Annotated in this window: 12 protein-coding genes; 9 read left to right on the plus strand and 3 right to left on the minus strand. The window is 71.4% G+C overall.

The genetic code is table 11. The features are described from left to right. The 9 genes from ACFU99_RS15800 to ACFU99_RS15840 form a co-directional block, all read left to right on the plus strand. Positions 1-386 (plus strand): acyl-CoA dehydrogenase family protein (locus ACFU99_RS15800; protein WP_384391524.1); only part of this gene is annotated, 386 nt, incomplete at its 5' end. 25 nt (positions 387-411) lie between these two features. After that, a complete protein-coding gene (locus tag ACFU99_RS15805; protein ID WP_384391527.1) occupies positions 412-2,127 on the plus strand; it encodes an FUSC family protein in 1,716 nt (571 codons plus the stop codon). Between the two features lie 147 nt (positions 2,128-2,274). Then, on the plus strand, positions 2,275-2,835 hold the full coding sequence (locus ACFU99_RS15810) for a MarR family winged helix-turn-helix transcriptional regulator (RefSeq protein WP_384391530.1): 561 nt from the start codon (positions 2,275-2,277) through the stop codon (positions 2,833-2,835). A gap of 311 nt (positions 2,836-3,146) precedes the next feature. After that, on the plus strand, positions 3,147-3,920 hold the full coding sequence (locus ACFU99_RS15815) for an SCO2525 family SAM-dependent methyltransferase (protein WP_384391533.1): 774 nt from the start codon (positions 3,147-3,149) through the stop codon (positions 3,918-3,920). 40 nt (positions 3,921-3,960) lie between these two features. Then, entirely contained in the window at positions 3,961-5,802 is a 1,842-nt protein-coding gene (locus ACFU99_RS15820) for an SCO2524 family protein (RefSeq protein WP_384391536.1), read from the plus strand. A 3-nt stretch (positions 5,803-5,805) separates the two neighbouring features. After that, positions 5,806-6,723, plus strand: coding sequence for an SCO2523 family variant P-loop protein (locus ACFU99_RS15825; RefSeq protein WP_384391539.1), 918 nt, complete (start codon positions 5,806-5,808; stop codon positions 6,721-6,723). Then, positions 6,723-7,679 (plus strand): SCO2522 family protein, encoded by a 957-nt coding sequence (locus ACFU99_RS15830; protein ID WP_384391542.1) that lies wholly within the window; start codon positions 6,723-6,725, stop codon positions 7,677-7,679. The genes ACFU99_RS15825 and ACFU99_RS15830 overlap by 1 nt, the downstream gene beginning before the upstream one ends. Then, positions 7,676-8,662, plus strand: a complete 987-nt coding sequence (locus ACFU99_RS15835; RefSeq protein ID WP_384391545.1) for an SCO2521 family protein — start codon at positions 7,676-7,678, stop codon at positions 8,660-8,662. The genes ACFU99_RS15830 and ACFU99_RS15835 overlap by 4 nt, the downstream gene beginning before the upstream one ends. A gap of 33 nt (positions 8,663-8,695) precedes the next feature. Further along, positions 8,696-9,625 (plus strand): hypothetical protein, encoded by a 930-nt coding sequence (locus tag ACFU99_RS15840; protein WP_384391548.1) that lies wholly within the window; start codon positions 8,696-8,698, stop codon positions 9,623-9,625. Here the strand turns inward: ACFU99_RS15840 and ACFU99_RS15845 are convergent. The 3 genes from ACFU99_RS15845 to ACFU99_RS15855 all read right to left on the minus strand — a co-directional run. Beyond that, a complete protein-coding gene (locus ACFU99_RS15845) occupies positions 9,576-10,193 on the minus strand; it encodes a hypothetical protein (protein WP_384391551.1) in 618 nt (205 codons plus the stop codon). The genes ACFU99_RS15840 and ACFU99_RS15845 overlap by 50 nt on opposite strands. A gap of 29 nt (positions 10,194-10,222) precedes the next feature. Beyond that, entirely contained in the window at positions 10,223-11,806 is a 1,584-nt protein-coding gene (locus tag ACFU99_RS15850) for an ATP-binding protein (RefSeq protein ID WP_384391554.1), read from the minus strand. Beyond that, on the minus strand, positions 11,806-12,398 hold a 593-nt coding region (locus tag ACFU99_RS15855), incomplete at its 5' end, for a winged helix-turn-helix domain-containing protein (protein WP_384391555.1). The genes ACFU99_RS15855 and ACFU99_RS15850, both read right to left, overlap by 1 nt.

A 12,398-nucleotide genomic window follows, 5' to 3' on the forward strand; every position in this document is an offset into this window, starting at 1 on the left:
GCACGGGGCTCGCGCTGCTGGAGCAGACGGTCGCGTATGTGAAGCAGCGGACGCAGTTCGGTGCGGCGATCGGCTCGTTCCAGGCGGTCAAGCACCGGCTGGCGGACACGCTCATGGGGCTGGAGTTCGCCCGGCCGCTGGTGTTCGGGGCGGCGGTGGCGCTGGCGTCGGGGGCGGCGGGCGCCGGGGCCGAGATCGCGGCGGCGAAGGTCGCCGCGGGCGAGGCGGCGTACGCGGCGGCCCGTACCGCGTTGCAGCTGCACGGGGCGATCGGCTACACCGCCGAGCTGGATCTGTCGCTGTGGATCGGGAAGGCGCGGGCGCTGCGGTCGGCCTGGGGGACGCCTACGGAGTGCCGGGCGCGGGCGCTCGATATATTTCACTAGTAAAACACCTGCTAAAGTTTCATGTATGGCGAAGCACGCGAAGCATCGGAGAACCCACAAGGAGCCCTCACCATCCGCCCCGGCACGCGGCGTCCGCGCACGCCCGCTGCCCGTCCGCAGCGCGGTACGGCTGAACCGCGCCGCGGACATCTGGCATAAATCCGCCTTCAGCGCGGGCATCGCGATGGCGATCCCCAACCTGACGCTGCTCGCCACCGGCCATCTCCAGTACGCCCTGTACACCTCCGCCGGGGCGCTCTGCGCGCTCTACGGCCACGCACAGCCGTACGCGGCCCGCGCCCGTACCCTCGCCTGGGTCGTACTCGGCATGGTCGCGAGCGTGGCCGTCGCCCTGGTCAGCTCGTCCCTGATCGCCTCGGCGCCGCTGCTCGTACTGATCGCCTCGCTGCTCGCCGCCGTGCACAAGACGGTCTGCGACGCCACGCTGATCGGGCCGCCCGGCAACATCATCGTGACGTTCGTGACGGCCAGCGCCTTCTTCGTGCCGCAGCACATCGGCGACGTCCCCTTCCACCTGGGCATCGTGCTCGCCTGCGGGGCCCTGTCGTGGCTGGTGTGCATGACCCCCGCGCTGGTCCGGCCGCGCGGCCCGGAGCGCATCCTGACCGCCCGCGCGCTGGAGGCCGCGGCCCGCGCGCTGCGGGCCGAACCGGGCGCGGGGCGCGCCCCCCGGCACGCCACCGCCACGGCCGTCAACGCGGCCTGGCACGCGCTCTTCCTCGTCCGGGACCGCGACGTGAAACTGGAGCGACTGCTGATCCGGGCCGAGTCCACGCTCGCCGTCGCGCCCGGCGCCGACGAGGCGGGCCGGTTCGAGATCTGGGCGCGTGACCTGCGCAAGGGCCGGCCGCTGCCGCTGGTCGCGCTGACGCCCGCGCAACACGCGGAGCTGCTCGGCGTCGGCGCGGACGGCGAGCGGCACGCGCCCCGCCGCCCCTCCCCCGACCGGCCGCGCGGCTTCGGCGCCGTGCTACGGCGGCTCCGGCCGGGCTCCCCGCTGCTGCCGATCGGCGCGCGGGTCGCGGCGGGGTGCGCCGTGGCGGGCTGGACGTCGATGGCGGTGGGCGTCGGCCACCCGTACTGGGCGGTGGTCACCGCCGCCTCGGTCTTCCAGGCCAACACCACCCTCACCTGGAACCGGGCGCTCCAGCGGACGCTCGGCAACTTCCTCGGGCTGCTCCTGTTCACCGCGCTGCTGCCCCTCATCCGCACCGGGCACCTCACGATGGTGCTCCTGGCGCTCGTCTTCCAGGTCTGCGCGGAGGCGTTCATCTCCCGCAACTACTGGCTCGGCACCGTCTGTGTGACGCCGATGGCGCTGCTGCTGACCGAATTCGCGGGCAACCTCCCGGCCTCACGGCTCGTCGCCGACCGCTGGATCGACACGGTCGTCGGCGCCGTGGTCGGGCTGCTGGCCTGCGTGCTGGTCACCAACCGGCGTGCCACGGACCGGATCGAGGCGGCGCTGCGCCGGGTGTCCGAGGCACGGGAGTCGGCCGTGCGGCTGCTGGCCGTCTCGCACGACCAGCACGAGGCGGGCTGGGCCCTCGACCGCCTCGCGGCCGCGCTGATCGAGCTGCGCGAGGCCGTGGACGTGGCCTCCGGCGAGTGGTGGCAGCGCGCCCTGCCCGAGGAGCGGGTGGCCCTCGCGGAGCAGGAGGGGCACCGCACCCTGGCCTCGCTCGTCCGCCGGCTGTCCGCCCCGGTGATGGCCGCTTAGCGCCCAGCAGTTGCCGACGGCACCGGCAGGCCCCGGCGTGCCGTCCGACGCACTGTGCGCCGGGCGTCCCGTGCGCCGCTCGGTGGCGACTTCCCCGTCCGGCAAGCGGCAGAATTGGACGGACTGTGAGCGGAGAGGATCGACATCGTGGCCGAAGACGCCAAGGACACCGCGGGCGCCGACAGCGCCGGAGCCGCCGCCTGCGCCGATGACACCGTCGCGCGGGTGGTGCGCGAGTGGCAGCGGGTCCACCCCGGCATCGACACGTCCCCGATGGCCGTGATCGGCCGGGTCAACCGCTGTTCGGCGCTGCTGCAACAGGCCACCGACGCACCGCTGGTGCGGGAGGGGCTCACGCGCCCGGAGTTCGACATCCTCGGCACCCTGCGCCGTACGGGCCGCGAGCTGACGCCGGGACAGCTGGCGCGCGAGACCTTCGCCTCGGGCGCCGCGGTGACCAAGCGGCTGCGCGTGCTGGAGCAGCGCGGCCTCGTCGCCCGCCGCCCCGACGTACGGGACCGCCGCGTCGCCCATCTCTCGCTCACCGAGGAGGGCCGCGCACTCATCGACCGGATCCTGCCGGACCAGCTCGGCTACGAATCGGCCCTGCTCGCGGGGGTCGCCCCGGAGCGGCAGGCCGCCCTCGCGGAGACCCTCGGCGAGCTGCTCGTGCTGCTGGAGGGACGCCTCGGCGGCCTTCAGCCCTGAACGGTCCGCAGCGCGCGTGGGCGGGGGCCGGGGCCGTCGGATTCCGGTCACGGTCGCGGCTTCCCGCCCATATCCGAAGCGCCGCGAGTAGCACGCCCTATCAATGTGTCAACGGTGCACGCATTCACTATCGAGTGAACATCTTAAGAGGGTTCCTCCTACCGCTCCGGTCACTTTCCGGTCATTGATCGGCTGCTTCCGCCAGGTGTTCCCAAGGTCATTATCAGCTTCGCTCCGGCACTGTCATGCGCCTTCCGTAAATCCTCTACTCCGCAGACTCGGCAGGGCGACTTGGCGCTAACATCGATTGCATGGATCTCACGTCAGAGGGTGACACGTTGTGTCTCAACAGGGACGCCCCTTGGGACTCGTTCGACTCCCAGTCATACACGCAGCACAACTACAGTGTGCTGCGCAGCGACGACGAAGAGATCATCAAAGTCGTAAGAGACTACTTCTCCGATCACTTCCGAACGAAGTCGGAACGGCCGGTTTCGGGCATTGATGTGGGTGCGGGGGCCAATCTCTATCCCGCGCTCTCGCTCCTGCCGTGGTGCGAGCAGATCACCCTGTACGAGCGGTCGGCGCGGAACGCCGCCTGGCTGCGGAACCAGATCCCTCGGTACGACGACAGCTGGGACCCCTTCTGGGAAGTACTGCGCAAAGAGGAAAAATATCAGGACATCACCGACCCGCGGGAACGGTTCCGGCGCTCCGTGACCGTCGAGGAAGGCGACCTGTTCCAACTGCCGGACCGGCTGCGGAAGCAGGAGGTCGGGACGATGTTCTTCGTCGCGGAATCGCTGTCGAACTCCCACCGGGAGTTCGAGGGGGCGGTGGCCGCGTTCCTCGGATCGCTGGCGCACGGCGCGCCGTTCGCCGCCGCGTTCATGGAGAACTCGGGCGGCTACTGGGTGGGCGACGACCTCTTCCCCGCCTGCGAGGTCGACAGCACGAAGGTCGGAGCCGGCCTGGAGCCGCACGCCGCGGTCGACGTGCTGGAGCGGTTCGGGCTGCCCGAGGGCCCGGTGCGCGAGGGGTACACCGGCATGATCCTGGCCTGCGGGCGGCGCGGCCCGTCCTGACCGATCCGCACACGGACGCTCTCATCCAAGGGGTACGGGGATGCGCATCCAGCCACGACAGCACCTGCTGGAGATCTGGCAGGCCATCGCCAGGCATTCGTTTCCGAACGGCGGCTGGCAATGGGGCGAGCGGGGCGGCGCGAGCAGCGTCGCCGACGCGGAGCATCTGCTGTGCCTGCTCTATCCGGCGACCGAGATTCCGGCCTTCCGGCTGGACGCGCCGAATGAGACCACGGACGACGCCCTGCGCGCGCTGCGGAAAGCGGGCACGCGTGAGGACATTCCCTGCCAACTGATCACCGCACTCGCCCAGTTCATGGAGGCGCACACCACCGGGGATTCGGTTCCCAGTTTCGCCGGCGGATATTATTTCGACTCGCAGGACCCGAATGAGGAATTGACGTCGGAACAGCGCGCGCTCGGCGTGGTGGATTCCTACTCCATGTCGATCACCCTGGCACTGGCGACGCTCGGATTCCTCAAGGTCTACGCACGGGAACCGCGGCGCAAAGACGTCGAGGAAATGGCGCTCGAATTGGAGGCGGCCACCCGGAAGCGGCTCACCGCGGCCATGGTGAGCCTGCTGCGATGTTTCACCGTCAATCTCTTCGACGCCGAATCCGAACAGGGCGTCGCGCTGTGCGACCGGGTGAATCAGGAGCACCTTTCCCGGCGCTCCGTGGTGCAGCAGCTTCAGCGCGAGCTGAAACCGATCCGGGCCGCCATCCGCGAATACGTCGAACTCGGCATCAACGTGGTGGGCGATCTCGGCAACGAGAATCTGCTGTTCGAGTGCGGCTGGTCCTGGGGCGTGGTACAGGACGCCCCGCCGATCGACACCAACGCGCCCATCGGCGCGCAGCCCAAGGGCGTCGCGCGGCCGATGCCCTATCTGTACTTCACGGTGGTCGCGCTCGACGGCATCCAGGACCTGTTCTCCGACCGGACGCTGACGCTGGGGCTGCTCACCACGGAGCAGCAGCGGCTGGCGGAGGCGCTCCGGCTGCGCTGGGAGATCACCCAGCAGTACTGGTCGAAGATCGCCCGGTTCGGCGAGGGCCGCTGGCCCCTGGAGGACGTTCCCTGGCAGACCGGCGGCCAGTACCTGGAATCGGACTACTTCAGCCTCTCGGTGGCGGCCATCCTGGTGCAGGACCTGGTCCGCCGCCGGGCCACGGACGACGACCTGACCCGGACCGTGGCGGTCATGGAGGAGCTGGCCTCGCGGGCGAAGATCACCCGTCGGATGACGCGCGACGACCCGGCGGTGGAGCTGCACAATCCGGGGATCAGGCTGCCGCTGATGGGCAGCGAGAGCCTGGGGCCGGCCATGCAGTGGGCGATGTCCGACTTCCCGGCGCAGTTGCTCAAGCGCACGGTCCAGCTGTGCACCCTCTCCCGGAACATCGGCTCGCACGACCGGCTGCTGCGGCTGGCGGAGCAGATCCTCGACCACCTGTGGGAGCGGCGCATTCCCGCGGGGGCGGGCGCGAAGCTGTGGGACAACGTGCACGCCGTGTGCCCGGATTCGCCGCCGACCGCGTCGCCGCTCTCCTGGACCATCACCGAACGCATAGTCGAATGCATGACGGCGGCCACCGCACTTTACCGCCAACCCCCCATCCGCAGCGCGGAATTGAATACCATGGCGACGGCTCTGCTCAGCGAGGCCGGCCATCTCTTCGGGAACGAAATGATGGAACCCACCTCCTATGAGGACACCTCCCGGGAGATCCGCCTCAAAACCGTGGAGCTCCAGTTGCGCAGGGCCCGGCAGATCGTGGACGACCGGCCCGGCACCGCGTGCGCGCTGGCCCTGGACGTACTGGGCCAGCTCGACGAATTGGTCGTCGCACGGCGCGCCGGGTCGAGAGGGGTGTGAGGCATGCTCGTCTTCGCCGCCTCCGACAAAGGGGGCACCGGCCGCTCGGTCACCAGCGCCAATCTCGCCTATCGCCGCTCGCTGCGCGGCGACGACGTCTGCTATCTCGATTTCGACTTCGGCTCCCCCACCGCGGCGGCCGTCTTCGACGTGCCCGGCTCGCTGCGCGGCGTGGAGCGCGGCGGGCTGCACTCCTACCTCCAGGGAAAGGTCGCCGAGCCGCACCGGATCGACGTCTGGGCGGACACCGAGAACGAGGCGCTGCGGCAGCGGCCCATGGGTTCGGGCCAGCTGGTGCTGGTGCCGGGCGACCGCAGCGGCGGCGAGTTCGCGACCAACCGCGACGCGGTGCGGCGCTGCGTGACCCTCTTCCTGCGGCTGGAGGAGGAGTTCGACGTGATCCTCGTCGACCTGAGCGCGGGCCGCTCGTACGCGGTCGACATGGCGCTGGACGCGACCTCGGAGCCCGAGACGCTGGATCTGCTGGTGCGCTGGCTGATCTTCCACCGCTGGACCCGGCAGCACATCGTCGCCGCGTCCGGGCTGGTCTACGGCGACCGGGGGATAGTGGCCGGCGGTGTGGCGCGCGGGCACGACAAGGCGCGGCTGCTGTCCTCCATCCGGTTCGTACGGGCCGCCGTGCCCGATCCGGAGTCCCCGCTGCTGGCGCATGTGCCCGCGCCCCAGTCGGCGTGGCTGCGCAAGTGCGACCAGGACCTCAAGGAATTCGCCTCGGCCCAACAGGTGGGCTACAGCCGGGTGTTGAGCACGGTGCCGCTGGAGCCCGTACTCCAGTGGCGGGAGCAGCTGATCACCGATGAGGACGTGCTGGCCAGCAAGGTGGCCAACCGCGCGACCCGCGCGGCCCTGGAGGAGCTGGCGGACAAGCTCTACGACGACGCGGCCTGGGGGGAACGGTAGTGGATTCCGTGTTCCGCGAGGCGACCGCGGACCCTCGCACCCAGGCGGTGCCGCTCTCCCACGTCTCCATGGAGCTGGGGCATCTGTACATGGAGGACTTCGCGGCGGGCCGCGAGCGGCTGCGCCGTCAGCTCACACGGGTCAAGCCGTGGGCCGACGCCCTGCACGCGTCGCTCGCGGGCACGGTGCCCAAGGGCCGCCCGCGGGTGAGCAGTTGCTTTCTCGTCGACGACTACTTCAGCCCGTTCTCGACGCCGGCCGAGGTGCTGCCGATGCTGCTCGACGAGGCGCGGCGGGCCGGGCTGAGCATCGACTACCTGGCGCGGGAGTCGGCGTGCGCCCGCGCCGGGGGCGTGGAGCCGGCCCGGTCCGTGGAGCCCCGGCTCGTGGAGTCGCCGCCGCCGGGCAGCGACGGCTCGCGTCCGTCCGTACGGCAGGTGGGCTGGCTGGCCAACGGCGAGCGCACCCCGGCGACCGGCTCCCTGGAGGCCATGAGCGGTCTCGCCGCGTGGCAGCCGCCGTCGGAGGTCGGCGCGCGGCGTCACTCGATCTTCGTCGACATCGAGCTGTGGGACGGCGACGGCGCGGACCGCACCTGGTCCTGTCCCTTCCTCGCGGCCGTCTGGCAGCTCACCCGGCTGGGGCTGCTCCGGGACCGCGGGGAGCCCGTGCTGCGGCCGGCCCCGTGGAGCGGGGAGTTCCCCGAGGAGTGGGCGCAGCTGCCGCCGCTGCTCCAGCTCAACCCGGCCGCCGCGCCGTTCGCCGCGTACCGCACGTACTCCGTCCTCCCCACCCGCTTCCTGCCCGTCGAGCACGCCGTGCACATCGTGCTGGAGCGGGTGGTGGTCGAGGAGGCCGTGCTGCGCCAGGTCGCGGAGCGCTCCGCGCGCGAGGGCGTCGAGGTGCCCGCGGAGATCGTGCGGCGGACCTCCTACCACTTCTTCGACGAGTCATGAGCGGCGCGGCGGGGCCGGAGGGCCAGGTCATCGCGTGCGGCGAGGTGCGGACGTGCCTGTTGCAGACCTCCGGGTCCCTCTCGCGGGACGGTTCGGCGCGGCTGCTGCGGCTGCGCCCGGACGAACGGGTGCGCGTCTCCGAGCGCCCGAATCCGTACGCGGTCTCGCCGGACCTGCTCACCGGCGTGGACTGCGCGCTGCCCTCGGCGTCGGGCCGTCAGGTGCGCGGCGTCGGCACGGTGGCGGCGCGGGCCGTGCTCACCGGCGGGCGGGTGCTCCAGGCCACGGCGCTGTTCCGGGCCGGGGACCGGGGTACGGAGCAGCGGATGCCGTGGGGGCACTACCTGGTGCGGCCGGGGGTGGTGGTGCCGGTGGGGCGCCTGTCGGTGCCGGACCTGCGCGACGGCCTCCTGTCCGCCGAGCCGCCGGCCGCCGGTACGGTCGATCTCGGCGCCATCGCGGAGCGGCTGCTCACCGATGTGCTGGAGCATCCGCTGCTGGACCGCCGGCCGCCCTTCAAGTCCCGGCGCACCCGGCTGCGGTGGGCCGCCGTGCTGAGCGAGGGGGACGGCGGCGACGGGGCGGGCGGAGCGGTGATCGAGCGGTTCACCGTGGCCGACGACCGGCTGCGGACGCTCTCGCTGCGGCTGCCCGGCCCCGACCCGGCGGCGGCCGCCGCCTTCTGTGAGGATCTCGCCCTGCACGACTGGCTGCTGACGACCCTGGTGACCATGGTCGAGCGCAGCCGCCTGGGGTCGGCCGAGGGGCCGGGGGCCGTGCTGTCCCTGCGCCCCGCGGTCGATCATCTGCTGCACTTGTGGATGCCGAAAGCGCGCGTGAACCGACTTCTGGCGCCGTTGTGGGACGCCCTGGAACGGGAGCCCGGCTTCACCCGGCAGTGGCACACTCTGGTCCAGCGCATCCGGGACCAACTGACGCTGCAAGCAATCCCGTTGCTGTGCGACGCCCTGGCCTCCCGCTAGCGGGAGGCACGGCACGATCCCCGGGGGGACGACATGGAACGCGATCACGCGATACCGCCGTTTCTGTGGAAGGCAGCGATCACCCTCGCCGTCGGAGCGGCGGCCTACCTCATCACCAATGCCACCGGGCAGCCGGAGATCTGGCGGCTGACCATCTCCATCTTCATCGGCGGATCGACCCTGATCATCCAGTACATGGCCGACTTCGACCGCCGGCTGACCAGCGTGGAGTCGTCGCTGGAGCGGCACGCGAGGGACATGAAGTCCCTCGTCGACCGGCGGTACTCCAAGATCAGCGAGGCCACCAAGCTGTTCAGCCTGGTGGAGAACTCCCCCCTGCACACGGACTCGGTCGTCCAACTGGTCAGCAACGCCGCGAAGATCAAGGCGGAGGGCCCCGGCATCGTCGCCACGTTCGCCCAGTCGGAGATCACCCGGGTGGGCATACTGATGGAGGATCTCGACGGCGGCGAGGCCGTGTACGACGGGGAGGACCACGACTGGCTGCTCGCCCTCACGCAGAGCGCCACCGTCTCCATCGACGCCACGAGCACCTCGGTGGACGTGAACTTCTGGAACACCGAGCTGGGCCGGCGCTATCTGGCGGCGCAGCGGGAGGCCATCAAGCGCGGCGTGCGGGTGCGCCGGCTGTTCATCGTCGAGCACTCGGACCTGGTGGACGGCGAGGCCGTCCGGGACCTGCGCGTGAGCCACGCGGATCTGGGCGTGGACGTGCGGGTGCTGGCGATGTCCACGCTGCCGCAGAAGCTCAAGCTCGACACGATGTTCGACTTCATCATCTTCGACGACGCGGTCAGCTATGAGGTCAGCGCCGAGCAGGCGCTGGAGCCGGTGATCGCCAACACCCGGCTGGTGCTGCGGGACATCCGGGTCGCCAGGCGCGTACAGCGTTTCAAGGATCTGTGGGAGGCCGGATCAGTGACGGGTCATCAGTTGGAATGAGAGGTTTGTCGACGGGCCCCTGCTCCGGCAGTCCGTCATTCACACCGCCGGCGCCGGGGGCGGAGGGAGTCGAGGGCGTGAGCACGCCGGAGTCGGAAAGGCCGCTGTGCGCGCCACACAGAAGATCCTCCAGGACGTTGCCGCCGCCGCTGAGATCCACCTTGACCTCCCAGGACGGCTGGTCGCCCGGCACGTTGTTGTCGGCCGCGGTGCACACCAGCTGATTGCGGACGACAAGACCGAGGTTCTTCACGTTCACGGGCAGTTGCACACTGACCCGGCCCTTGCCGGTGGTGACGTGAACGCCGGCCATCTTGGGCACCGCGGTCTCCATGCCGCGGTGCCGCTCCGCGTCGTTGGGACCGTCGATCAGCAGGTGCACCGCATCCTCCGCGCTCACATCGCCGGAGGACGGCCGGCGGACCGGCCGCATGCCCGTGGGCGAGATGAAGTAGAGCACCGCCTCACGCGCCGAGGCTCCGGGCCGCTTCGCGCCGCTGGCGGGCTGCCCCACGTCGATGACCCCGGTCTGCTCGATGCCGCAGCCCGAGACCAGGACGAGCAGCACCGCGACGGCCGCCCCGGTCCGCAGTCTCCTCACGCCTGCTCCCCTCCCCGCCTCAGCGGCAGTTCCACGGTGAACACCGCGCCTCCCTCGGGCCTGTTGGCGGCCCGTACCGTACCGTCGTGCAGCCGCACGTTCTCCATGGTGATGGCGAGACCGAGGCCGCTGCCCTCCGAGCGGGCCCGCGCGACGTCCGCCTTGTAGAAGCGGTCGAAGACGTGCGGGAGCACCTCGGGGTCTATGCCGCTGCCGCCGTCGGAGATCTCGATCAGCAGCCATTCGCCGTCCTCGCGGGGCTCGGTGCGCGCCGTGATCCGTACGGGCGGGCCGCCGTGCCGCAGCGCGTTCCCGACGAGGTTGGCGACCACGACGTCGATCCGGCGCGGGTCGATCCTGGCCCGTACGCCCTCGGGCAGGTCGGCCGTCACCCGGCCCTCCCAGGCGCGCGCCTGGAGCGTCTTGCGCACCGCCTCGCGGATGTCCACCTCGTCGAGATGGAGGGCCGCGGCGCCCGCGTCGAACCGGGACACCTCCATCAAGTCCTCGACCATGCGGGCGAGTTTGCCGGTCTCCTCGGTGATGAGGCGCACCGCGTGCCCGGTGTCGGGGTCGAGGTCGCCGGCGTCCTCGTCGAGGACGTCGGTGACGGCGGTCATGGCGGCCAGCGGGGTACGCAGCTCGTGCGAGACGTCGGCGGCGAAGCGCCGGGCGTTGGCCTCCATCCGGCGCAGCTCGGCGACGTTCCCCTCCAGGGCGGCGGCCATGCCGTTGAACGTCCTTGAGAGGTCGGCGAGTTCATCGCCGCCGGTCACCTTGAGCCGGGTGTCGAGCTCCCCCTCGGTGATCTTCTGGGTGGCGTGCCGCAGCTCCCGTACGGGCCGCAGCACCCCGCGCGCGGCGAGCAGCGCCGGGATGATGGCGATCGCGAAGGCGGGCAGCGCGCCGCGCTGGGCGGCCTGGACGAGCGCCTGCACATTGGCTTCCTCGCCGCGCAGCGGCATCCGCGCGTAGACCTCAAGGCCGGACAGCTCCGAGGCGTTGTCGCCGAAGGTGACGGGCAGGCCGATGACGAGCCACGGCTCGCCCCTGTCCTCGACGCGCTGGAAGGCGGACACACCCTTGTGCACCTTCTCGGCGAGCTTGGGGGGAACCGCGCCGCCCGGGATGGCCTCCGCCGCCACACCCTCGTCCTTGTAGCGGGCATAGGTGCTCCAGCGCTGGGGCTCCCCTGCCTGGTCGAGGTCGTGGGTGAAGGCGGTCAGCGCCGCCCGGTCGGGCGGGAAGGGGACGTCGGGGAGCCGCGTGTTGACCTGGGAGCGCAGGGTCTGCACGGCGGTGTCCTGGGTGCGCTTGAGGATCGCGTTGCGGGCCTCGCGGAAGGTGAGGGCCGCGGTGGTGAGCGCGCTGAGGGCCGCTACGAGCAGGAAGGCGACCACGAGGCGGGCGCGCAGGCCGCGGGACAGGGAGCGCAGCTTGAACCAGCGCCGGGCGGGCGGGCCGTCCACGGTGCTCCCGTGCCCGGCGACTGTACGGTCCGAGGCCCCCTCCTTCTCCTTACGGTCCGGGGCCCCTCCCCCACCGTCGGGGGCCTCTCGGCCGTCGGGCTCCGAGGGCATCACACCGGCCCGAAGCGGTAGCCGAAGCCGCGTACGGTCTGGACGTACCGGGGCGAGCGCGAGGAGTCCTCGACCTTGGTCCGCAGCCGCATGACACAGGCGTCCACCAGCCGGGCGTCGCCGTAGTAACTGTGCTCCCAGACGTGCTCCAGGAGCTGCTGGCGGCTGAAGACCCGGCCGGGCGCGGCCGACAGGTACAGCAGCAGCTTCAGCTCCGAGGGGGCCAGCGGCAGGTCCTCGCCGTGCTTGGAGACCAGCAGCCCGCCGCGGTCGATGGTGAGGTCGCCGTGGATCTCGGCGGCCGGGGGCGCGGCGACGGGGCCCTCGGCGGCCTCGCCGGGCGCGGCGCGGCGCAGCACGGCGCGGATGCGCGCTTCGAGCACCTCGCCGCGGGCGGGCTTGACGATGTAGTCGTCGGCGCCGGCCTCCAGGCCCAGCACCACGTCGATGTCGTCGCCGCGCGCCGTGAGCATGATGATCGGGAGCTGCTGGGTGGCGCGGATGCGGCGGCAGACCTCGAAGCCGCTGCGGTCGGGCAGCATGAGGTCGAGGAGGACGAGGTCGGGCCGGAAGGTCTCCAGCGCGGCGAGCC

This window comes from Streptomyces sp. NPDC057654 (genome assembly GCF_042800135.1).
Classification (GTDB): Bacteria; Actinomycetota; Actinomycetes; order Streptomycetales; family Streptomycetaceae; genus Streptomyces.

Coding starts and splice junctions, on each gene's coding strand:
- ACFU99_RS15825 (WP_384391539.1), top strand. CDS start 5,806: ATGCTCGTCTTCGCCGCCTCCGACAAAGGGGGCACCGGCCGCTCGGTC.
- ACFU99_RS15850 (WP_384391554.1), bottom strand. CDS start 11,806: ATGCCCTCGGAGCCCGACGGCCGAGAGGCCCCCGACGGTGGGGGAGGG.
- ACFU99_RS15835 (WP_384391545.1), top strand. CDS start 7,676: ATGAGCGGCGCGGCGGGGCCGGAGGGCCAGGTCATCGCGTGCGGCGAG.
- ACFU99_RS15805 (WP_384391527.1), top strand. CDS start 412: ATGGCGAAGCACGCGAAGCATCGGAGAACCCACAAGGAGCCCTCACCA.
- ACFU99_RS15815 (WP_384391533.1), top strand. CDS start 3,147: ATGGATCTCACGTCAGAGGGTGACACGTTGTGTCTCAACAGGGACGCC.
- ACFU99_RS15840 (WP_384391548.1), top strand. CDS start 8,696: ATGGAACGCGATCACGCGATACCGCCGTTTCTGTGGAAGGCAGCGATC.
- ACFU99_RS15820 (WP_384391536.1), top strand. CDS start 3,961: ATGCGCATCCAGCCACGACAGCACCTGCTGGAGATCTGGCAGGCCATC.